Origin of the sequence: Sulfitobacter sp. M22 (genome assembly GCF_021736025.1) — a bacterium.
Taxonomy (GTDB): Bacteria; Pseudomonadota; Alphaproteobacteria; order Rhodobacterales; family Rhodobacteraceae; genus Sulfitobacter; species Sulfitobacter litoralis.
Genome location: NZ_WMEC01000001.1, coordinates 1,289,551 through 1,311,526, shown reverse-complemented (window position 1 = coordinate 1,311,526; position 21,976 = coordinate 1,289,551). Strand labels below are relative to the sequence as shown.

General features: G+C 58.9%; 21 protein-coding genes. 17 read left to right on the top strand and 4 right to left on the bottom strand.

What is annotated here, in order from left to right:
• Window positions 1-72: 72 nt before the first annotated feature.
• From hflK to GLP52_RS06550, 4 genes are all read left to right on the top strand, one after another.
• Window positions 73-1,305: an FtsH protease activity modulator HflK gene (gene hflK / locus GLP52_RS06565; protein WP_093733696.1), complete on the top strand. Its 1,233-nt coding sequence runs from the start codon at window positions 73-75 to the stop codon at window positions 1,303-1,305.
• Complete coding sequence (hflC, locus tag GLP52_RS06560; RefSeq protein ID WP_093733697.1) at window positions 1,305-2,288, top strand: protease modulator HflC; 984 nt, start codon at window positions 1,305-1,307, stop codon at window positions 2,286-2,288. Before hflK ends, hflC begins: the two co-directional genes overlap by 1 nt.
• A 239-nt stretch (window positions 2,289-2,527) precedes the next feature.
• Window positions 2,528-4,012 (top strand): Do family serine endopeptidase, encoded by a 1,485-nt coding sequence (locus GLP52_RS06555; RefSeq protein ID WP_093733698.1) that lies wholly within the window; start codon window positions 2,528-2,530, stop codon window positions 4,010-4,012.
• Window positions 4,013-4,154: 142 nt separating this feature from the next.
• Window positions 4,155-4,841: a TetR/AcrR family transcriptional regulator gene (locus GLP52_RS06550; RefSeq protein WP_093733699.1), complete on the top strand. Its 687-nt coding sequence runs from the start codon at window positions 4,155-4,157 to the stop codon at window positions 4,839-4,841.
• Here the strand turns inward: GLP52_RS06550 and GLP52_RS06545 are convergent.
• Window positions 4,838-5,257 carry a Fur family transcriptional regulator gene (locus tag GLP52_RS06545; RefSeq protein WP_237271888.1) on the bottom strand — a complete coding sequence of 140 codons (420 nt, stop codon included), beginning with the start codon at window positions 5,255-5,257 and terminating at the stop codon, window positions 4,838-4,840. The two genes, GLP52_RS06550 and GLP52_RS06545, sit on opposite strands and share 4 nt — an antisense overlap.
• A gap of 138 nt (window positions 5,258-5,395) precedes the next feature.
• On the opposite strand from GLP52_RS06545, the gene GLP52_RS06540 reads away from it, so the two are divergent.
• Genes GLP52_RS06540 through GLP52_RS06525 form a run of 4 tightly spaced genes read left to right on the top strand, consistent with a single transcriptional unit; the run spans window position 5,396 to window position 8,909 of the window.
• The gene (locus GLP52_RS06540) at window positions 5,396-6,289 is read left to right on the top strand and encodes a metal ABC transporter substrate-binding protein (protein ID WP_237271887.1); all 894 of its coding nucleotides are present in this window, start codon (window positions 5,396-5,398) and stop codon (window positions 6,287-6,289) included.
• Window positions 6,290-6,301: 12 nt separating this feature from the next.
• Window positions 6,302-7,198, top strand: a complete 897-nt coding sequence (locus GLP52_RS06535; protein ID WP_237272661.1) for a manganese/iron ABC transporter ATP-binding protein — start codon at window positions 6,302-6,304, stop codon at window positions 7,196-7,198.
• Complete coding sequence (locus GLP52_RS06530; RefSeq protein WP_093733701.1) at window positions 7,195-8,070, top strand: metal ABC transporter permease; 876 nt, start codon at window positions 7,195-7,197, stop codon at window positions 8,068-8,070. Before GLP52_RS06535 ends, GLP52_RS06530 begins: the two co-directional genes overlap by 4 nt.
• Window positions 8,067-8,909 (top strand): metal ABC transporter permease, encoded by an 843-nt coding sequence (locus GLP52_RS06525; RefSeq protein WP_237271886.1) that lies wholly within the window; start codon window positions 8,067-8,069, stop codon window positions 8,907-8,909. Before GLP52_RS06530 ends, GLP52_RS06525 begins: the two co-directional genes overlap by 4 nt.
• 20 nt (window positions 8,910-8,929) lie before the next feature.
• On the opposite strand, the gene GLP52_RS06520 is transcribed toward GLP52_RS06525, so the two are convergent.
• From GLP52_RS06520 to GLP52_RS06510, 3 genes are read right to left on the bottom strand one after another with little or no spacing between them, the layout of a single operon-like run.
• Complete coding sequence (locus GLP52_RS06520) at window positions 8,930-9,736, bottom strand: carbohydrate ABC transporter permease (protein WP_093733703.1); 807 nt, start codon at window positions 9,734-9,736, stop codon at window positions 8,930-8,932.
• Window positions 9,736-10,608 carry a carbohydrate ABC transporter permease gene (locus GLP52_RS06515; protein WP_237271885.1) on the bottom strand — a complete coding sequence of 291 codons (873 nt, stop codon included), beginning with the start codon at window positions 10,606-10,608 and terminating at the stop codon, window positions 9,736-9,738. The genes GLP52_RS06520 and GLP52_RS06515 overlap by 1 nt, the downstream gene beginning before the upstream one ends.
• 21 nt (window positions 10,609-10,629) lie before the next feature.
• The gene (locus GLP52_RS06510; RefSeq protein ID WP_005852573.1) at window positions 10,630-11,385 is read right to left on the bottom strand and encodes a DeoR/GlpR family DNA-binding transcription regulator; all 756 of its coding nucleotides are present in this window, start codon (window positions 11,383-11,385) and stop codon (window positions 10,630-10,632) included.
• Between the two features lie 297 nt (window positions 11,386-11,682).
• Between GLP52_RS06510 and glpD the strand changes: the two genes are divergently transcribed.
• The 9 genes from glpD (at window position 11,683) to GLP52_RS06465 (ending at window position 21,975) form a co-directional block, all read left to right on the top strand.
• The gene (glpD, locus tag GLP52_RS06505; protein WP_237273454.1) at window positions 11,683-13,287 is read left to right on the top strand and encodes a glycerol-3-phosphate dehydrogenase; all 1,605 of its coding nucleotides are present in this window, start codon (window positions 11,683-11,685) and stop codon (window positions 13,285-13,287) included.
• A gap of 13 nt (window positions 13,288-13,300) precedes the next feature.
• A complete protein-coding gene (locus GLP52_RS06500) occupies window positions 13,301-14,389 on the top strand; it encodes an ABC transporter ATP-binding protein (protein ID WP_237271883.1) in 1,089 nt (362 codons plus the stop codon).
• A gap of 15 nt (window positions 14,390-14,404) precedes the next feature.
• Window positions 14,405-15,484 (top strand): ABC transporter ATP-binding protein, encoded by a 1,080-nt coding sequence (locus GLP52_RS06495; RefSeq protein WP_237271882.1) that lies wholly within the window; start codon window positions 14,405-14,407, stop codon window positions 15,482-15,484.
• Window positions 15,485-15,535: 51 nt separating this feature from the next.
• Entirely contained in the window at window positions 15,536-16,411 is an 876-nt protein-coding gene (locus GLP52_RS06490) for a carbohydrate ABC transporter permease (RefSeq protein ID WP_009826626.1), read from the top strand.
• The gene (locus GLP52_RS06485) at window positions 16,411-17,250 is read left to right on the top strand and encodes a carbohydrate ABC transporter permease (RefSeq protein WP_237271881.1); all 840 of its coding nucleotides are present in this window, start codon (window positions 16,411-16,413) and stop codon (window positions 17,248-17,250) included. Before GLP52_RS06490 ends, GLP52_RS06485 begins: the two co-directional genes overlap by 1 nt.
• 24 nt (window positions 17,251-17,274) lie before the next feature.
• Entirely contained in the window at window positions 17,275-17,547 is a 273-nt protein-coding gene (locus GLP52_RS06480) for a DUF2160 domain-containing protein (protein WP_005852584.1), read from the top strand.
• A 71-nt stretch (window positions 17,548-17,618) separates the two neighbouring features.
• Window positions 17,619-19,340, top strand: coding sequence for an ABC transporter substrate-binding protein (locus GLP52_RS06475; RefSeq protein ID WP_237271880.1), 1,722 nt, complete (start codon window positions 17,619-17,621; stop codon window positions 19,338-19,340).
• A gap of 153 nt (window positions 19,341-19,493) precedes the next feature.
• Window positions 19,494-20,981 carry a glycerol kinase GlpK gene (glpK, locus tag GLP52_RS06470; protein WP_237271879.1) on the top strand — a complete coding sequence of 496 codons (1,488 nt, stop codon included), beginning with the start codon at window positions 19,494-19,496 and terminating at the stop codon, window positions 20,979-20,981.
• 10 nt (window positions 20,982-20,991) lie between these two features.
• Window positions 20,992-21,975, top strand: coding sequence for a class 1 fructose-bisphosphatase (locus GLP52_RS06465; protein WP_237271878.1), 984 nt, complete (start codon window positions 20,992-20,994; stop codon window positions 21,973-21,975).
• Window position 21,976: the final 1 nt, after the last annotated feature.

Here is a 21,976-nt window from a genome sequence, read left to right as displayed (position 1 = left end):
TTTGCACATGATCAAACCGCTTAGGCGGTTGGGATAGGGCCGCTGAAGCGGTCAATAAATAGGGAAGAATTAATGGCTGGAAATACAGGCGGTCCTTGGGGCGGCGGTGGAAACTCAGGCGGAGGTAACAACGGCGGTGACCGGAACCGGCCCGGCGGTGAACGACCCACCGGTGGCGGCGGACGTGGACCGGGCGGTGATAAAGGCCAACGCCCCGAAATCGATGATCTGATGAAGAAGGGGCAGGAACAACTGCGCGTTCTCATGGGGGGTAAAGGCGGCGCGCGGAATTCCGGTGGAGCTGGCGGCAGCGGCGGCGGTGCGGGCCCGAAACTTACCCGTGGCACAGTCGGTCTGGGTGTGCTGGCCGCTGTCGTCGTCTGGGGTATGGCTAGCTTTTATACCGTGCGCCCCGAGCAGCAGTCGATCGAGCTTTTCTTGGGTAAATTCTCGGGTATAGGCACCGAGGGTTTGAACTTTGCACCTTGGCCGCTTGTGACAGCAGAAGTATTTGACGTGACCACAAACCGCGCCGAAACCATCGGTGCAGGTCGTAATTCGAACGACAACGATGGTCTGATGCTGACGACCGACGAGAACATCGTCGACATCGATTTTCAGGTAGTCTGGAACGTGAAAAGCGCGCAGGATTTCAAATTCTCGCTGCGTGATCCGGATTCGGCCGTGCGCGCGATTTCTGAGTCCGCAATGCGCGAGATTATCGCCCAGTCCGAGTTGGCACCGATCCTGAACCGCGACCGTGCCGCCATTGAAGCCGCTGCGCGCGAGTTGATTCAAACGACGCTGGACAACCGTCAGACCGGGATCAACATCATCCGCGTCAACTTTAACAAGGTGGATCCGCCCAGCCAGACGGTAACAATGACGGACGCCGAAGGTCGTACGACACAGCAGACCGTGATTGATGCCTTCCGCGATGTTCAGGCCGCCGCACAGGAGCGCGATCGGGTGGAACGTCAGGCGGACGCCTATGCAAACCGGCGCACTGCCGAGGCACGCGGTGAATCGGCACAGATTTTGGAAGCTGCAGAAGGTTACCGTGCCCGCGTTGTCAACGACGCCGTGGGTGAAGCAAGCCGGTTCGAAGCCGTTTTGCAGGAATATACCGCAGCGCCTGAAGTAACACGCAAGCGGCTTCATCTTGAGACGATGGAAAAGGTTCTGGGGGATGTCGACAAGATTATCCTTGAGAACAATGAACAAGGCGGCGGACAAGGTATCGTGCCTTATGTGTCGCTGAATGAGTTGCGCCGCAATGCTGGCAACGCTGGAGGGTCAAACTGATGAGCAAACTAAAATTTATTGTTCCCATCGTCGCCGTGGCGCTCGTGGGCCTGCTGTCAGCTGTTTATATTGTGGACGAGCGTGAAAAGGCGCTGGTGCTGCGGTTTGGCCAGATTAAACAAGTGCGCGAAGAGCCGGGCCTTGGCTTTAAGCTGCCCTTGCTTGACGAAGTTGTGCGTTACGAAGACCGTATCATGACGCTGGAAACCCCGATGATCGAGGTGACCCCAGCTGATGACCGCCGGCTTGAGGTGGACGCGTTTGTTCTTTACCGGATCTCCGACATTCGTCAGTTTCGCCAAGCTTTGGGTGTTGATGGTGGGCGTCAGGCTGAAATCCAGCTGAACGGTATCCTCGACGGTCAGATCCGTGCGGTGCTTGGTTCACAGGGTGTGACGTCTGATACGATCCTGTCGCCCGAGCGCTCTGCCCTCATGGACCAGATCCAAGTACGCAGCGATCAACGTGCGAAGGCATTGGGTCTCACAGTCGTCGACGTGCGTCTGCGCCAGACCAATCTGCCCGAGCAGAACTTTGATGCGACTTTGCAGCGTATGATTGCCGAGCGGGACCGCGAAGCAACTGACGAACGGGCGCGTGGTCGCGAGGCGGCTTTGCGTGTCACCGCCCTTGCGGATCGTACCTATACCGAAATCCTGTCGGAAGCCCGTCGTGATGCCCGCATCACCGAAGGTGAAGCAGATGCCGAGCGAAACAAGATCTTTGCGCAGGCCTATTCCAAGGATGTAGAGTTCTTTGAATTCTACCGCTCGCTTAGCGCCTACGAGACGGCGTTGCAGGGTGAAAACTCTACCATGGTTATGTCACCTGACGGCGAGTTCTTTAACTACTTCAATTCAGGCGAAGGCAGCCGAAGCACAAGCGCGACGACGACCCCCGGCCCGACGACCCAGGGCACGGCGACCCCCGGCACGACGACCCAGGGCACTGGGACCGGAATCGGCACAACAACCGGCAACTGATCCCAATCAAGTTGACTTTTAAACAGGGGCTGGCAGCAATGCCGGCCCCTGTTTCGTCTGGGGCGCGGAATGTGCTGCCGAGGGTATGCGGAGCGGCAATTTCGGATAGAAACCGCTGCACGCGTTGACATGCGCGTGAGGATGACCATCTTTCACCTTGCGGCAGTGAGTTTGCAGATGCACTCTGCCTAGACATCAAAAACGGGGTCTAGTGCCCCTTACATAACCGGAGTTGACGAATGCAGCCAAAGGCCGTTTCCCAGTCGCGTACCGACGCAATATCACCCCAGATCAAATGGTTAATGATGGGTATGCTGGCGCTGGCCTTTGTCCTGATGCAAACCGTGGTGGCGCTGGCCAAGCCCGAAAGCCTTGCGCCGCTTGCTGAAAAGATCAGCCCGTCAGTTGTGAATATCACCACCTCGACCACCGTCGAAGGGCGCACGGGCCCCCGCGGCATCGTCCCCGAGGGATCCCCCTTCGAAGATTTCTTCAAGGAATTCCGTGACCGCAACAATGGTGACGAAGCCCCGACGCCGCGTAAATCATCCGCGCTCGGTTCGGGTTTTGTGATCTCCGAGGATGGTTTTGTCGTGACAAACAACCACGTGATCGAAGGCGCGGACGAGATCACCATCGAATTTTTCACCGGCCTTGAACTGAAGGCCGAAGTGATCGGCACCGACCCCAACACCGACATCGCGCTGTTGAAGGTCGAAGCCCCAAGCGCCTTGGCGTTTGTCAGCTTTGGCGACAGCAACGCCGCGCGTGTGGGCGATTGGGTGCTGGCGATGGGGAACCCGTTGGGGCAGGGGTTCTCTGTGTCGGCCGGTATCGTATCGGCGCGCAACCGTGCCTTGTCCGGCACCTATGATGACTATATCCAGACCGACGCCGCAATTAACCGTGGCAACTCGGGGGGGCCGCTGTTCAACATGGACGGCGAGGTGATTGGCGTGAACACGGCGATCCTGTCCCCCAATGGCGGGTCCATCGGTATCGGTTTCTCGATGGCGTCCAATGTTGTGACCCGTGTGGTCAACCAGTTGAAAGAATTTGGCGAAACGCGCCGCGGTTGGCTAGGCGTCCGCATTCAGGACGTCACACAAGACGTGGCCGACGCGATGGGGCTTGCCAAAGCAACCGGTGCGTTGATCACGGATGTACCAGATGGCCCCGCTAAGGATGCTGGCCTTAAGACCGGTGACGTCATCCTTAGCTTTGCGGGGGTCGAAGTCGAAGATACCCGTGGTTTGGTCCGTCAGGTGGGCAACAGCACCGTTGGCGCATCGGTTCGCGTGACCGTTCTGCGCGAAGGCAAATCCCAGACGATCAAGGTGAAACTTGGCCGCCGCGAAGATGCGGAGGGGACAGGGCCAACCGTATCCGCACCAGAGGACGAGGCACAGCCCGAAGCGCCTGCGGTGAAATCTGTGCTTGGCCTGACTGTCACACCGCTGACCGACGACATGCGCACCGACCTCGGGGCCGATGATTCCGTCGAAGGTCTGGCCGTGACCGAGGTCGACGAGATGTCGGAAGCCTTTGAAAAAGGCCTGCGCGTTGGTGACATTATCACCGAGGCAGGGCAGCAGCCGATCCTGTCGATCACCGATCTGGAAAACCGCATCACAGAGGCCAAAGACGGTGGTCGCAAATCGCTGCTGCTGCTGGTGCGCCGCGCGGGCGATCCACGGTTTGTAGCCTTGGGTCTGGACGACTAAACCGCCCCTAAGGATTGATGAAAACGCTGCCCCCGTCGGTCCCCGTACCGGCGGGGGTTTTGCATGGAGCGGGCGCGCACGCTTGTCGGTTGTTTCGCATATCGAAAGCCGATAAGATTTAGGAGAATTAAAGGACAGCTACATGCACGACATATCCTCTTTGGCCATCCGCAGCGACAGGCTGTCTGTACTGCGCACGCAAATGCTGGCAGAGGCGGAAATTACCAATGTGCAAAACCAGTCGCTGATCCAAAGCCGCCGCGAGCAGATTTGCGAAGCAGCGCTGTCGTTGTTTCTGGAAAAGGGCTTTGCCGCGACGACGATCCGCGACATCTGTGCGCGGTCGGGCGTCAATCAGGCCAGCATCTATGATTACATCGCCAACAAAAATGACATCCTGCGCCGGCTGCTGAACCAGTTGTGGTTTCGCGAAGACGTATCGACCCTGCCGATCATCCTGCTGGATCAAGACCTGTCACTGGAAGACGCGTTCGAGAAATACTTTCGCGAAAGTTGGGCGATGAAACGGGACGGCACCCTGCTGGCCTATCGTTGTGTGCCGCATATGAAGGCCGAGGATCGCCGTGCCCTTCATGCCCGTGAATTCGCGGTGATGAAGGACCTGGCCGACCAGCTTGCGCCGCGATTGGGGCTGCAAAGCGACGATCAACGGCTTGATATTGTTGCAAACCTGATGGTGTTCTTGTCGGCCTTTGGCCCCATGCGCGACTGGCTGATCCGCGACATCCCCGACGAAGTGATCTTGCGCACGATTTCAGCCGGTGCCGCTGCGATGGTCAAATCCCTCGCGGATCAAACGCAGACCTAAACCTTGCGCGCGCGGATCACCGTGTGGTGGCTGACCAGCTCATAGCCCATTTCGGCGGCGACGCGGTCCAGCAGACTTGCGATCTCTGTCCCCGGAATTTCCACCAGTTCGCCGCTGTCCATGTCGACCAGATGGTCGTGGTCGGTTTGGGGCATCATCTCGTAGCGTGCAGGGGCATCCTCGAGTACCAATTTACGCACCAGCCCTGCATTTTCAAGCACTGACATGGTGCGATAGACCGTGGCGACGGACACCGTATCATCCAGCGTACGCGCCTTTTCATACAGGTCTTCGACATTGGGATGATCGTCAGTCTCCGACAGCAGCGATACGATCGTTGTCCGCTGTGGCGTGACCCGCAGGCCTGCTTCGCGCAGCAGTTGCTTGTAATCAATACTCTGGGTCAATGCCGGCATCCTTTGTCGTCTGTGGTTCTTTTAGGCGAGTTTCCCCTTGTCCGCAAGTTTATGCGACCTATTCTTAATTGCATGTTTGACATATGCGATTAATTCGCATTTACATCTAGCGAATGCATTGGTCCTTGGAGGAACAGAATGAAAAAAAGTGTGCTGGCGTCGGTTCTTGGCGTTGCTGCGATGGCGGGAATGCCCGCGGTCGCGGCTGATTTCAAAGTTGTTACCACCTTTACCGTGCTGGCCGACATGGCGCAGCAGGTGGGGGGCGATGTGGCAGAGGTCGTATCCATCACCAAGCCCGGTGCTGAAATTCACGGCTATGAGCCCACCCCGCGCGATATCGTTGGGGCGGTGGATGCTGATTTGATCTTGTGGAACGGCATGAACCTAGAGCTGTGGTTTGAACAGTTCATCTCCAACCTTGGCGATATCCCGTCGGTCACGCTGACAGATGGTGTCGACCCCATCTCGATCGGAGAGGGGGAGTATGAGGGCAAACCGAACCCGCACGCATGGATGGGGTTGGAAAATGCGTTGATCTATGTCGACAATATTGCCGCCGCCTTTACCCAGCATGACCCCGACAATGCCGCGACCTATGCGGCCAACGCTGAAAGCTACAAACAAGAGATTCGCGACACGATCACGCCTCTGCGGGACCGCATTGCGCAAATCCCCGAAGATCAGCGTTGGTTGGTGACCTGCGAAGGGGCCTTTAGCTATCTTGCGCGGGATTTCGGGATGAAAGAGCTGTACCTCTGGCCGATGAACGCGGATCAGACCGGCACGCCGCAGCAGGTGCGCAAGGTCATCGATTCCGTACGCGACAATGATATTCCGGTCGTTTTCTGTGAAAGCACGGTGAACACCTCGCCTGCAAAGCAGGTCGCGCGGGAAACCGGCGCGGCCTATGGCGGTGTGCTTTATGTCGACAGCCTCAGCACAGCCGAGGGGCCCGTGCCAAGCTATCTGGACTTGCTGCGCGTCACCTCGCAGACTGTCGCGGACGGGCTGGATGCAGGCCTGAAGTAAATGGACACCAGTATGCACCCCGCCCCCACGACGACCCCAGATGCCGGGCTTGCGCCCGATGCGATCGGCATCAAGGCCACCGATGTGACCGTGACCTATCGCAACGGCCACACCGCGCTTTATGATGCCAGCTTCGAGATACCGCGCGGTACGATCACGGCGCTGGTCGGGGTGAACGGGGCGGGGAAATCCACGCTGTTCAAGGCGATCATGGGCTTTGTGCCCGCCGCGCGGGGGCAGATCACCCTGCTGGGCAAGACCGTCAAACAGGCGTTGCGAGAAAACCTTGTGGCCTATGTCCCGCAATCCGAAGAGGTCGATTGGGCCTTTCCGGTGCTGGTGCAGGACGTGGTGATGATGGGGCGCTATGGGCATATGGGGTTCTTGCGCCGCCCCAAAGCCGCCGATCATGCGGCGGTGGACGATGCCCTGCGCCGCGTAAACATGACCGAGTTCCGCCACCGCCAGATCGGAGAACTGTCCGGCGGGCAGCGCAAACGGGTCTTTCTGGCGCGGGCGCTGGCACAGAACGGTCAGGTGATCCTGCTGGACGAACCCTTTACCGGCGTGGACGTGAAGACCGAAGACCAGATCATCGATCTTTTGCGCGAGCTGCGCGACGAAGGGCGAGTGATGCTGGTGTCGACCCATAACCTGGGCTCTGTGCCCGAATTCTGCGACCGGACGGTGTTGGTCAAAGGCACGGTGCTGGCCTATGGCCCGACGGAAACGGTCTTTACCCACGACAATCTGGAAACCGCCTTTGGCGGGGTACTGCGGCATTTCACCCTTGGGGGCCAAGACCTGCACGACGACGATGACGGGCGCGAACTGCGGATCATCACCGACGACGAACGGCCTTTCGTGCATTACGGCGAACGCATCGATACAACTGAGGACGACAGATGATCGACCTCCTGCTAGAGCCGTTCAGCTATGACTATATGTTCAACGCCATGTGGGTGTCAGCGATGGTGGGGGCGGTTTGCGCCTTTCTGTCGTGTTATCTGATGCTCAAGGGATGGTCGCTGATCGGTGACGCGCTGAGCCATTCTGTGGTGCCCGGTGTGGCGGGGGCCTATATGCTGGGTCTGCCCTTCGCGCTTGGGGCGTTTTTGGCGGGCGGCATGGCGGCAGGGGCGATGCTGTTTCTGTCGGGGCGGTCGGGGCTGAAGATCGACGTGATCATCGGCATCATCTTTACCGCGTTTTTCGGCTTGGGCCTGTTCATGGTATCGCTGTCGCCCATGTCTGTCAGCATCCAGACCATCATTATGGGCAATATCCTTGCCATCGCCCCGCAAGACATCGTGCAGCTGGCGATCATCGGGGTCGTCTGTCTGACCGTGCTGCTGCTGAAATGGAAAGACCTGATGGTCACATTCTTTGATGAAAACCACGCACGCTCCATCGGGTTGCGGCCCGAGCTGTTGAAGGCGGTGTTCTTCATGCTGCTGTCGGCGGCCGTGGTGGCCGCGATGATGACCGTCGGCGCCTTTCTGGTGATTGCGATGGTCGTGACACCGGGGGCGACGGCCTATCTGCTGTGTGACCGTTTCCCACGGCTGATCATCGTGTCGGTGCTGATCGGCACAATCACCAGCTTTCTGGGGGCCTATGCCAGCTATTTCCTCGACGGTGCCACGGGCGGGGTGATCGTCACCCTGCAAACCGCTATCTTCCTGTTGGCCTTTGTCTTTGCGCCCAAACATGGTGTGCTGGCCGCGCGGCGCAAGGCAAAGTCTGCCCTGAAATCTTTGCGAGACGGGGTGGCCCCATGATCGACACGTTGCTGTTTCCGTTCCAGTTTCCCTTCATGCAGAACGCCTTTTGGATCGTGCTGCTGGTCGCCCCGCCCACGGCGCTGCTGTCGTGTTTTCTCGTGCTCAAAGGGTGGGCGCTGATGGGCGATGCTGTTAGTCACGCGGTGTTGCCCGGGGTGGTGCTGGCGTGGATCACGGGGTTGCCCCTGATCGTCGGCGCCTTTGCCGCGGGAATGTCCTGCGCGATGTTGACCGGATATCTGAGCCATAACAGCCGGATCAAACAGGATACCGTGATGGGGGTCGTCTTCTCTGGCATGTTCGGGATCGGCATCATCATGTACACCTCGATCACTACGAACCAGCATCTCGATCACGTGCTGTTCGGCAATATGCTGGGCGTCGGCGCGCAGGACCTTTGGACGGCTGGGCTGATCTCGGTCTTTGTGACGGCGTTTCTGGTGCTCAAGTGGAAAGATCTGCTGCTGCATGCATTCGATCCGGCGCAGGCACAGGCAAGCGGGCTGCACACGGGGTTCTTGCACTATGGGCTGCTGGCGGTGTTGTCGCTGACCATCGTGGCGACGCTAACGGCGACGGGGCTGATCCTTGCGGTGGCGCTGCTGGTCACACCGGGGGCGATTGCCTTTCTGGTGGTGCGCAGCTTTGGCCCGATGCTGATCGTATCTGTGCTGGTCTGCATCGCGTCGATGTTCGCGGGTGTCTACGCCAGCTTTTTCCTTGATAGCGCACCGGCACCGACGATCGTGCTGATCCTGACGGCGATCTTTGTCCTGGCCTTCATCAACCGCCTGCTGGTGACGCGCCGCACCTCGCGGCAAGCGGCGCGAGGGTAATCTTAAGGGTGGGGCGGCCTCTAGACCCGCCCGACCTTGAACCCGCGCGACAGGTGGTTGCGCATGGCAAAAAGCAGCAACGCCCCCGGCAGCATCGAGGTCAGCGTGAACGCCATGACCATGCCGATATCCGTGTGAAACCCGAACATCGCGCTGAGCGCCATAGAGATTGGTTTGCCATTCGTGGTGGTCAGGATGCGGGCAAAAACGACCTCGACCCAAGAGAACATGAAGCAGAAGAACGCCGTGACCGCGATGCCCGGCGCGATCTGCGGCAGCAGAATTTTCCAGATGTAGCGGGGACGTGAATAGCCGTCGAGGAACGCCGTCTCGTCCATCTCTCGCGGCACGGCGGCGATAAAGCCCTGCAAGATCCAGATCGACACCGGCAAGTTGAACAGACAATGCGCCAAGGCGATGCCGGTGACCGAGTTGACGATGCCAAGCACGGAAAACAGCTGGAATATAGGCAGGGTCAGCACCACCGGCGGGGTGATGCGAAAGGCGATGAAGCTGAAGAACAGGTGTTTGTCCCCCAGAAATGACAGCCGCGCAAAGGCATAGGCGGCGGGCAGGGCGACGGGGATGGTGATGGCAATATTGATCAGCACATAGGCGACTGAATTGCCAAAGGCCGCGCGCAGGCTCGGATCGGCCCAGATCGCGCGATAGTTGCGCAGCGTCGTCTCGCCCAAGCTCAGCCCGTCCTGCGCGAGCGTCGCGGTAAAGCTCAGCACCGTCATCTGCACCAGCGGCAGGATGGTAAAGAGGATAAACGCCCCCAACAGCCCCAGTTTGATTACAGGCCATGCCCGACGCGGTATCATCACGGCACCCCCGGTTTGGGATCATCAAGCTTGGCCTGAACCTTGGTGAACACCCACGCCACACACAGCACGATCAGGAAATACAGCACCGATCGCGCGGCCGAGGGGCCGTAGTTGAACGCCTTGATCTCCTCGCCCAGATCGACGGCGAGGAACAGGCTGGCCTCGGCTGGGCCGCCGGCGTTGATCGGGAAGGCCTCTGTGTAGATCATGAAACTGTCCATGAACCGCAACAGCACCGCCATGAGCAATACGTGCTGCAAACGCGGCAACTGGATATGGCGGAACACCTGCCAGGGCCGCGCGCCGTCGATGGCAGCGGCCTGATACAGCGGATCGGGGATTGTCGTCAGCGCGGAATAGGCAAGGATGACCACGAGGCTGGTCCAATGCCACGTGTCCATCGCAAGGATCACCACCCATGTCAGCACGGCGCTGTCCTTCCACGCGGCGGGCCAGCCATAACCCGCCAACCACTGCCCCAAAATGCCTGTCCCGCCATTCATCAGGCTCAGCCAGAGGGCAGGGATCATGTTCCACGGTACGAGCAGCGGCAGCGATAGCATTGCCAATGCGGCCCCCGCCCAGAACCGCCCGCGCGGGATGCAAAGCGCCAGCGCGATCCCCAGTGGGATCTGGATGCACAGCACGAAGGTTGAAAACAGCGCGCTGCGCCCGAAGCTCGCCCAGAAACGCGGTGCGGTGATCAGATCGCGAAACCACTCTGCCCCGATCCAGAAGCGCGATTGCAGGGTGAAAATTTCGAAGAATGAATAGTTGATGACGGTGACCAGTGGGATCAGCCCGACCACCCCCAGCAAGAGGCAGGCGGGGGCGACAAAAAGCCAGCCGCGTGGGTCTTGCTGCTTCATGGGGTTCTGTCCATGCTTGGGTCAGGCTGTCACAACCGAGGTGCCCCAGCCCGCGCATTCCGCCTTGAGCGCATCGGGCAGGTGGTGGTCAGTGAACAGCGTATTCACATCGCGCAATGAACAAATGGTCAGCGGGGCCTTACGCTGGAATTTCAGGTGATCGGCCACGACCATCACCGTGCGCGACCGCCCGATGGCGGACCGGCTGACCAGCACCTCTTGCCCATCGAAATCCAGCAGATCGCCATCGGCATCAATGGCAGAACAGCCCAGAACCGAGAAATCGAACTTGAACTGTTTGACCATCTCGGCGGTCAGCCCGCCCACCATGCCGCCATCCGCACGGCGCAAGACACCACCCGTCAGGATGATCTCGCAGCTTTGGTTGGCGGCGAGGATATTGGCGATGTTGAGGTTGTTCGTCACCACCAGCAGGTTTTCGTGATGCAGCATTTCCTGCGCGACCGCCTCGGTACTGGTGCCGATGTTCATGAACACCGATGCCCCATGCGGGATCGCCTGCGCGCAGTGTTCGGCGATGGCACGTTTGCCTTCTTCGTTCAGGCGGCGGCGTTCGTCATAAACAATGTTCACCACCCCCGACGGGATCACCGCGCCGCCATGCACCCGTTCCAGCTTGCCACTTTCAGCAAGCTCGGACAGGTCGCGGCGGATGGTCTGGACGGTGACATTATACGCCTCTGCCAGCCCGTCGACGGTGACTTTGCCGTCTTTGCGTGCCAGCTCTAGAATCTCGCGCTGTCTGAAATTTGACATATATCCCCCCGGTCTTGGGCCGTGGATGCAGTTGTTTTCTGCACACCCGTCCAAAGCGTACAATCTACGTTAAGCGAAGCACGTCAAGGCCGCGAATCGTGGTATATCGTTCATACTGCGCGAAAATGCGCGTCTATGGGCAGATTAAGACGCCTAAAATCAAGGCTCTAGGTGAAAACGAAAAGAAACGAACGTTCGATCTTGAAAAACGAAGGGGCTTGGTGTCTTTTGTCACGACGTCCCGCAAACCTGTCTGCGAGACGCGATAATGATGCGGGGAGGCTTCATTGAGCCAGCTTGATACAGAACACAGCGTCGATCTTTTTCGTGATTGGCGGGGGCATCAACGGCTGCGGTATTGCGCGCGATGCCGTGGGCCGTGGGTTTAGCGTTGAGCTGGCCGAGATGAACGATCTGGCCTCTGCGACATCCTCTGCTTCGACCAAGCTGTTTCACGGCGGGCTGCGCTATCTGGAATACTGGGAGGTCCGCCTTGTGCGCGAGGCGTTGATCGAACGCGAAACCCTGTTGAAAGCGATGCCGCATATCTCATGGCCGATGCGGTTCGTTCTGCCTTATCATAAGGATATGCGCTTTGAGGGGGCTACACCCACGTCCAAGCTGCTGAATGTCTTTATGCCGTGGATGAAGGGGCGTCGCCCTGCGTGGCTGATCCGCTTGGGTCTGTTCATGTATGACAATCTGGGCGGGCGGCAGATCCTCAAGGGGACGACCGCGGTTGATCTGACAAACACGCCCGAGGGCGCACCGCTGCACGACAAGTTCGAAAAGGCCTATGAATATTCCGACTGCTGGATCGAAGACAGCCGTCTGGTGGTGCTGAACGCCCGCGACGCCCAAGCCCGTGGCGCGCGGATTAACACCCGCACCAAAGTTGTCTCTGCCGAGCAGATCAACGGCATGTGGCAGGTCACGCTGGAGCCAAAAGACGGCGGCCCCCAACGCGTGGTACACGCCAAGATGCTGGTCAACGCCGGTGGCCCTTGGGTGGAAAACGTGATCCGCAACACCGTGCGCATCAACTCCTCGGAAGGGGTGCGGCTGGTGCGGGGCAGCCATATCGTGACACCCAAGCTTTATGACCACGATAAATGTTACTTCTTCCAAGGCGAAGACGGGCGTATCATTTTCACCATTCCCTACGAGACGGATTTCACCCTGATCGGCACCACGGATGCCGACCACGAGCACGTGTCCGAAAAACCGGTCTGCACGCCTGAAGAGCAGGACTATCTTGTCCGGTTCGCGTCGAAGTATCTGAAAAAGCAGATCACCACGGATGACATCGTTTGGACCTATTCCGGTGTGCGACCGCTTTATAACGACGGGGCGAGCTCTGCCACAGCGGCGACACGGGATTATGTGCTGAAGGTCGACACATCTGCCGGTGCGCCGATCCTGAACGTTTTTGGCGGCAAGATCACCACCTACCGTCGCTTGGCCGAAAGCGCGCTGGAAAAAATCCAGCCCTATTTTGCCAACGACGCCAAGCCATGGACGGCGGGTGTGGCCTTGCCCGGCGGCGATTTTCCGGTAGACGGCGTGGCGGGGTTGAAACAAGAGTTGCAGGACCGCTATGGCTTTGTGACGCCTCGCTGGGCGGACCGTCTGGTCAAGGCATATGGCCGCGAGGCGTTCGATGTTTTAGGCGACGCGCAGAATGCAGCTGATCTGGGCTGCGACTTTGGCGCGACCCTGACTGAACGTGAAGTCAAGTGGCTGATCGACAAGGAATTTGCCCGCACCGCCGACGACATCATCTGGCGCCGGTCCAAACTGGGCCTGCGGCTTGGTGGGGATGAATTGAACGAATTAGAGGCATGGATGGTGAAAAACACCGCCTTGCCCACAGGAAACACTACCGCCGCCACCGGCGCGTGAAGGGGAGAGGAACATGTCGCTCGTTTTGCAAGGCGTGTCCAAGGTCGTAAACGGCCAGACGCATATTCATTCGACAGATCTTGAGCTGCAGTCAGGCACCATGAACGTGCTGCTGGGGCCGACATCTGCGGGCAAGACATCCCTGATGCGGTTGATGGCAGGGCTGGATGTGCCCAACACCGGCAAGGTGATCTGGAACGGCGAGGATGTCACCGGCATGCGCGTTCAGGATCGCGGCGTGGCGATGGTGTATCAGCAATTCATCAACTACCCGTCGATGACCGTCTATAACAACATCGCGAGCCCCATGCGGTTGCTTGGCAAGTCTAAGTCCGAGATCGACAGTGCCGTGCGCAAGGCCGCCGATCTGATGCAGTTGACGCCGATGCTGGACCGCAAGCCACTGGAACTGTCGGGCGGCCAGCAACAACGCTGTGCCTTGGCGCGGGCATTGGTCAAGGACGCAGGGCTGGTGCTGCTGGACGAACCGCTGGCGAACCTCGACTATAAACTGCGCGAAGAGCTGCGTGCCGAGATCCCCAAGATCTTTGAAGAGGCCGGGTCGATCTTTGTCTATGCGACAACCGAACCCGAAGAGGCACTTTTGCTGGGCGGGAACACGGCAACCCTTTGGGAAGGGCGCATCACGCAGTTTGGCTTGACCCCTGTGGTCTACCGCCAGCCCGTTGATGCCACCACCGCGCGTGTCTTTTCTGATCCGCCGATGAACTTTTTGAACATCACCAAAGCAGGCGACACCCTGACCTTTGGCGACGGCAAGAAAGTCGCGGTATTCGGCAGCTTCAAGGCTGTGGCCGATGGCAGCTATGTCGCGGGCTTCCGGCCCAACCACCTTGAGCTGAGCAAACAGTCCGCCGACGCGCTGGAATTTGCAGGCAAGCTGAACGTGACCGAGATCACGGGCTCCGAAACCTTTATCCACCTTGATCACCACGGTGAAAACTGGGTCGGTCTGGTGCACGGGGTCAAAGACCTCAAGATCGGGGCACCGCTGAACGTCTATCTTGACCCGACACATGTTTATATTTTTGCCGAAGACGGCACATCCGTGGCCCCCGCATCCTATGCGGCAGCGGCCTGAGGGAGGACCGGACCAATGGCAAAAATCACCCTTGATAACCTGGCGCATTCCTATTTGCCCAATCCCACCAGCGAAGATGATTTCGCGCTGAAAGAACTGAACCACGACTGGGTCGACGGCGAGGCCTATGCGCTTTTGGGTGCGTCGGGCTGCGGGAAATCCACGTTGCTGAACATCATCTCGGGCCTGCTGCACCCCAGTCAGGGGCGCATTCTGTTCAATGACCGTGACGTGACTAACGACCCGACGACCAAACGCAACATCGCGCAGGTTTTCCAGTTTCCAGTGGTCTACGACACGATGACTGTGCGCGACAATCTGGCGTTCCCGCTGCGCAACCGGGGCGCGGATGCGTCCTATGTTGCCGAGCGTGTGCAGCAGATCGCGGGGATGATCGGCATGGAAGATATGCTGAACCGCAAGGCACGCGGGCTGACGGCGGATGCGAAACAGAAAATCTCGCTCGGGCGGGGGATGGTGCGCGAAGACGTGAACGCGCTGCTGTTTGACGAACCGCTGACCGTGATCGATCCCCATATGAAGTGGGAACTGCGCACACAGCTGAAATCACTGCACCATGAATTTGGTCACACGATGATCTATGTGACCCACGACCAGACAGAGGCGCTGACCTTTGCTGACAAAGTTGTTGTCATGTACGATGGCCGCGTGGTCCAGATGGGCACCCCGCAAGAGCTGTTCGAGACACCGCAGCATACCTTTGTGGGCTATTTCATCGGCTCGCCCGGTATGAATGTGCTCGACGCGACGGTGACCGGCGACAAGGCCGTTATCGGCGGCCACGAGATCGCCTTGGGTCACGGCTTTGCGCCGCTGGACGGCAAGGTCGAACTGGGCGTGCGGCCTGAATTCACACGGCTTTCCACGGGCGAGACGGGGCTGCCTGTCACGATCAAACGGATCGAGGACGTGGGCCGCCACAAGATCGTGCGTGCTGACTTTAATGGCAATGAAATCAACGTGATCGCCGAAGAAGGTGCCGAGATTTCGCCAGATATGAACCGCATTATTTTCGACCCTGCCGGGGTGAATGTCTATGCCAACAGCTGGCGCGTTGCGCCGCAGGGGGCGTGAGATGATCCAATCCGCCGCTTTCCCGCTGACCCTCGCTGAAAGGACCGCGTCATGAACAAGACCGTCAATCAAAAGGCCTGGTTCCTTGTGCTGCCCGTGCTGCTGCTGGTGGCTTTCTCTGCCGTGATCCCGCTAATGACCGTGGTGAACTATTCCGTGCAGGATGCTTTCGCCGGAGATTTCTATCCGCTTGACGACAAACTCGAGTGGTTCAAACAAATGCTGGCGAGCGAACGGATGTGGAATGCCTTGGGGCGCCAGGTAACATTCTCAGTAATCATTCTGGCGATTGAAATCCCGTTGGGGATCTTCGTGGCGCTGAACATGCCGAAAAAAGGGTTCTGGGCGTCGCTGTGTCTGGTTCTGATGTCGCTGCCGCTGCTGATCCCGTGGAACGTGGTGGGCACCATCTGGCAAATCTTTGGCCGCGTCGATATCGGCCTGTTGGGCTATACGCTGTCTGCTTTGGGCATCGACTATAACTACACCCAGGATTTCTATGCCGCATGGATCACTGTGATCGTGATGGATGTCTGGCACTGGACGTCGCTGGTGGCGCTGCTGGCCTATGCCGGTCTGCAATCCATCCCCGACGCCTATTATCAAGCAGCCAAGATTGACCAGGCGAGCCGCTGGAAAGTCTTCCGCTATATCGAGCTGCCCAAGATGATGGGCGTTCTGATGATCGCGATCCTGCTGCGCTTTATGGACAGTTTCATGATTTACACCGAACCGTTCGTCGTGACGGGCGGGGGGCCTGGTAACTCTACCACCTTCCTGTCGATTGATCTGGTTAAAATGGCCCTCGGGCAGTTTGACCTTGGTCCTGCGGCGGCGTTCTCGATCATGTATTATCTGGTGATCCTGCTGATCTCCTATGTGTTCTACACCGTGATGACGAACCTTGATAAAAGGGATGGCCACTGATGTCTGATCTTGCACAAAAACGAGGGTTTGCCCTGCCCAAGATCAAGGGCAATGCGATTGTCATGGCGCTCTATCTGCTGTTCTTGCTGCTGCCGATCTATTGGCTGCTGAACATGAGCCTCAAGACAAACACAGAGATCCTCAACAGTTTTACCCTGTGGCCGCGTGATCTGACGTTCGACAATTATCTGACGATCCTCACGGACGCGTCATGGTACACGGGCTATCTGAATTCGATGGCCTATGTGGTGATGAACATGGTGATCTCGCTCGCGGTGGCGCTGCCTGCGGCCTATGCCTTCAGCCGCTATTCCTTCATGGGCGACAAGCACCTGTTCTTCTGGTTGCTGACCAACCGGATGGCCCCGCCCGCGGTCTTCGCGCTGCCGTTCTTCCAGCTTTATAGCTCGGTCGGGTTGTTCGACACGCATATCGCGGTGGCCTTGGCGCATTGTCTGTTCAACGTGCCGCTGGCGGTGTGGATCCTCGAAGGGTTCATGCGCGGCGTCCCGAAAGAGATCGACGAGACGGCTTATATCGACGGCTACAGCTTCCCGCGATTTTTCATCCGCATCTTCACGCCGCTGGTGGCATCGGGGATCGGGGTCACGGCCTTCTTCCTGTTCATGTTCAGCTGGGTTGAGCTGCTGCTGAGCCGGACGCTGACCAGCGTGGATGCCAAGCCGATTGCCGCCACCATGACCCGCACCGTCGGGGCCGCCGGCATCGACTGGGGTGTGCTGGCCGCGGCAGGCGTGCTGACCATCTTGCCAGGCGCATTGGTGATCTATTTCGTGCGCAACTACATCGCCAAAGGCTTTGCCTTGGGCCGCGTTTAATAAAGAAAGACCGGAGGACACATTATGGACTGGATGGCTTGGACTTGGCCCACCGCCGCTTTCTTTGGGATCATCGCGGTGACGTTGATCACCTTTACGATCCTTGCAATCAAATTCCCCGAAGTGCCGCGCGCCGGTATACTGGGGATGGAAACGACGCGCGGTGACCGTTTGTTCATCACGCTTCTGGGCTCGGCCTTTATCAATCTGGCTTGGCTCGGGCTGCTCAGTGCACCCCAATGGGGGGCATTGGTTGTCTGCCTTTTCTATGCCATCGCGGTTTTCCGCTGGGTATAAAAGAGGAATATAAGGGGGGCCGGTCTGCAAGAACCGGACCTCTCAAATGTTCAATTCTAGGGAGGAACATCATGAACTTGCGCTTAAAGGGAACGACTGCGATCGGACTTGCGGCTTGCATGTTTGCCGCACCTGCGTTCGCCGACATGGAGGCCGCAAAGGCTTTCCTTGATAAGGAAATCGGCGATCTGTCCGCGCTGTCGCGGGAAGACCAAGAAGCCGAACTGCAGTTCTTTGTCGACGCTGCAAAACCGTTTGAAGGCATGGCGATCAACGTTGTGTCCGAAACAATCGGCACGCACACATATGAATCCACAGTTCTGGCCCCCGCTTTCGAAGCGATCACCGGCATCAAGGTCACCCATGACCTGATCGGCGAAGGTGACGTTGTCGAAAAGCTGCAAACACAGATGCAGTCGGGCGAGAACATCTATGACGCCTATATCAACGATTCCGACCTGATCGGGACGCACTGGCGCTATCAACAAGCCCGCAATCTGTCCGACTGGATGGAAGGCGAAGGCAAGGCCGTGACCAACCCCGGTCTTGACCTCGAAGACTTCATCGGCCTGTCGTTCACGACCGGCCCCGATGGCAAGATCTACCAGCTGCCCGACCAGCAGTTCGCGAACCTTTATTGGTTCCGCTACGATTGGTTCAACGACGAACAGAACAAGGCTGATTTCAAAGAGAAATATGGCTACGATCTGGGTGTTCCGGTCAACTGGTCCGCATATGAAGACATTGCTGAATTCTTCACCGGTCGCGACCTGTCGCGTCTTGGCGTCGAAGGCGAAGTCTTTGGCAACATGGACTACGGCAAGAAAGACCCGTCGCTTGGCTGGCGCTACACCGATGCGTGGCTGTCGATGGCTGGTGCCGGTGACGTAGGTGAACCAAACGGTCTGCCCGTCGACGAATGGGGTATCCGCGTCAACGAAAACTCGCAGCCTGTAGGTTCTTGCGTTGCGCGTGGCGGTGCCACAAACGGGCCAGCAGCGGTCTATGCTGTGACCAAAGCGATCGAATGGCTGCAGAAGTATTCGCCTCCGGCGGCTGCAGGCATGACCTTCTCTGAAGCGGGCCCAATTCCAGCGCAAGGCAACGTCGCCCAGCAGATGTTCTGGTACACCGCCTTTACCGCAGCATCGGTAGAGCCTGATCTGCCCGTGATGAACGAAGATGGCACGCCGAAATGGCGCATGGCACCTTCGCCACACGGCGCATATTGGTCTGAGGGCACCAAGATCGGGTATCAGGATGCCGGATCGTGGACGCTGATGAAATCCACGCCAGTGGACCGTGCACAGGCCGCGTGGCTCTATGCGCAGTTCGTCACCTCCAAGACAGTGGACGTAAAGAAAAGCCATGTTGGCCTGACCTTCATCCGTGAATCGTCAATCCAGCACGAAAGCTTTACAGAGCGTGCACCGAAACTGGGTGGTCTGGTTGAATTCTACCGTTCGCCAGCGCGCGTTCAGTGGTCCCCAACCGGTACCAACGTGCCTGACTATCCAAAGCTGGCGCAGCTGTGGTGGCAGAACATCGGCGACGCAATGTCCGGTGCAAAGACCCCTCAGGAAGCGCTGGATGCACTGTGTGCCGATCAGGAAAAAGTCCTGATCCGTCTGGAGCGTGCAGGCGTTCAAGGGGAATTTGGCCCCAAGATGAACGAAGAGCGTGACGCTGAGTACTGGCTGTCGCAGCCCGGTTCGCCCAAAGCGAAACTGGAAAGCGAAGACGAAGAGCCGCAGACCATCGCTTATGATGAACTGATCAAATCCTGGCAGTAAGCCAATCTTTCCGGGGCCGGTTCGCTGGCCCCGGAACCTTTAATCTACTGAAAACACTTACATCCGTCATTGCCCCGACATCTGGTCGGGCCTGCCGACCCTTGCTAGGATGCGGCCAGAGTTGACGGTTGCTAAACTTCCAAAGGGACGCGCATGACGTATATCCTTGCCATTGACCAAGGCACCACCTCCACACGGGCCATCGTTTACGATGACACGATGACGTCGATTGCCAGCGCCCAGGAAGAATTCCCCCAGCATTTCCCCCAGTCCGGCTGGGTTGAACATGATCCCGACGATCTGTGGCGCACGACGCAGGCGACCTGCCGCGGGGCCATCGACAAGGCAGAGATCAAGGCAGGCGATATCGCCGCCATCGGCATTACCAACCAGCGCGAAACCGTCGTGGTCTGGGACAAGGCGACCGGCCGCCCGATTTATAACGCCATCGTCTGGCAGGACCGCCGCACCGCCAGCCAGTGCCGCACCCTGCGCGATGCGGGCCACGAAGAGATGTTCACCGACCGCACCGGTCTGTTGCTGGACCCCTATTTCTCGGGCACCAAATTGGCGTGGATATTGGACAACGTCGAAGGTGCACGCGACCGCGCGGCCAAGGGCGAGCTGCTGTTTGGCACTGTCGATTGCTTCTTGATCTGGAAGCTCACCGGTGGGGCGTCCCATGCGACGGACGCCACCAATGCCGCGCGCACCATGCTGTATGACATTCGCAAAGGCCGGTGGAGCCGTTCGATTTGTGACCTGCTCGACATCCCGATGGAGATGTTGCCAGAGGTCAAGAATTGCGCAGATGATTTCGGCAGCACCGCCCCCGATATTCTGGGCGCTGCCGTGCCGATCCACGGGGTCGCGGGCGACCAGCAGGCGGCGACCGTGGGGCAGGCGTGTTTCGAGCCGGGGATGCTGAAATCCACCTATGGTACGGGCTGTTTCGCGCTGATGAACACGGGCGACACGCCGGTGCGGTCGGAAAACCGGCTGCTCACCACCATTGCCTATCAATTCGATGGCAAGCCGACGTACGCGCTCGAAGGGTCGATCTTTGTCGCAGGGGCCGTGGTGCAATGGCTGCGCGACGGGTTGCAGATCATTCAGGATTCCGCCGAGACTCAGGGGCTGGCTGAACAGGCCGACCCGCATCAGAACGTGGTGCTGGTACCAGCCTTTGTCGGGCTGGGTGCGCCCTATTGGAACCCCGATTGTCGCGGCGCTGTCTTTGGTCTGACCCGCGGCACCGGGCCTGCCGAAATGGCCAAGGCAGCGCTGGAAAGCGTTGGCTACCAGACACGCGACTTGCTGGAAGCGATGGCCGCCGACTGGAAAGCCGATGGCGTGCAGCCTACTTTGCGGGTGGATGGTGGCATGTCTGCCAGCGACTGGACCATGCAATTCCTGTCTGACATCATCAACGCCCCCGTCGACCGGCCCACGGTGCATGAAACCACCGCCCTCGGGGTGGCGTGGCTTGCGGGGATGCACGCGGGCGTTTATCCTGATCAGGAACAGTTCGCGAAATCGTGGACACAGGAAACCCAATTCACGCCGAAAATGGACGATGACCAGCGCGACGCGAAATATGCGCTCTGGAAAAAGGCCGTTGACGCGACCCTGAATTTTTAAGGAAATCTTCATGACAGCCCCCACGCTTCGCCGGTATCTGACACACAACAGCTTTGATCCCGATCTGGTTTTTCTGCTTGAAGACATCGCCTCGGCGTCGCGTTTGATCGCCGGTCTGGTGCGCCGCGGCGCGTTCGAGGGCAACCTTGGTGCCGCCGGAGAGATCAACGTTCAAGGCGAGGCGCAGAAAACGCTCGATATCATGGCCAACGATGTGTTCGAGCGTGAGTGTGCCAACAGCCCGCGTCTGGCAGCACTTGTGTCCGAAGAGGTCGAAGAGGTCACCTGGCTGAAAGAGCCGCAAAAGGGCGACTACCTGCTGTATTTCGATCCGCTGGATGGGTCGTCGAACCTTGATGTGAACCTGTCGGTGGGCTCGATCTTTTCGGTCATGCAGGTACAGGCCGATGGGGACCGCAACGTGCTGCACAACGGCCGCAACCAGATTTGCGCGGGCTATGCGATCTACGGCCCCTCGACCATGTTTGTGGTCACCAAGGGCGACGAAGTGGCAGGCTTCAGTAGCGATCCGGACACTGGCGAGTTCAGCCTGACGCACCCCCAGATGACCGTACCGGCAGAGACCTCGGAATATGCGATCAACACCTCGCGCGCACGCTATTGGTATGCCCCCGTCAGCCGCTATGTGGACGAGGCTGTCGCCGGCAAGGAGGGCCCCCGTGGCCGGTCGTTCAACATGCGCTGGACCGCGTCGATGGTCGCGGATGTGCACCGCATCCTCACCCGTGGCGGCGTCTTTCTGTACCCCGCTGACAGCAATAATCAAAAGACCGGCGGCAAGCTGCGGCTGATGTACGAGGCGAACCCGATGGCAATGGTGATCGAGGCCGCGGGTGGTGCGGCATCGACAGGGCAGGGCGCGATCATGGATGTCGCCCCCACGGCACCGCACCAACGCGTGCCGGTGATCCTTGGCTCGCGCGACGAGGTTGCCGTGCTCGACGCCTATCACGCAGATGCCGCTGACAGCTAAG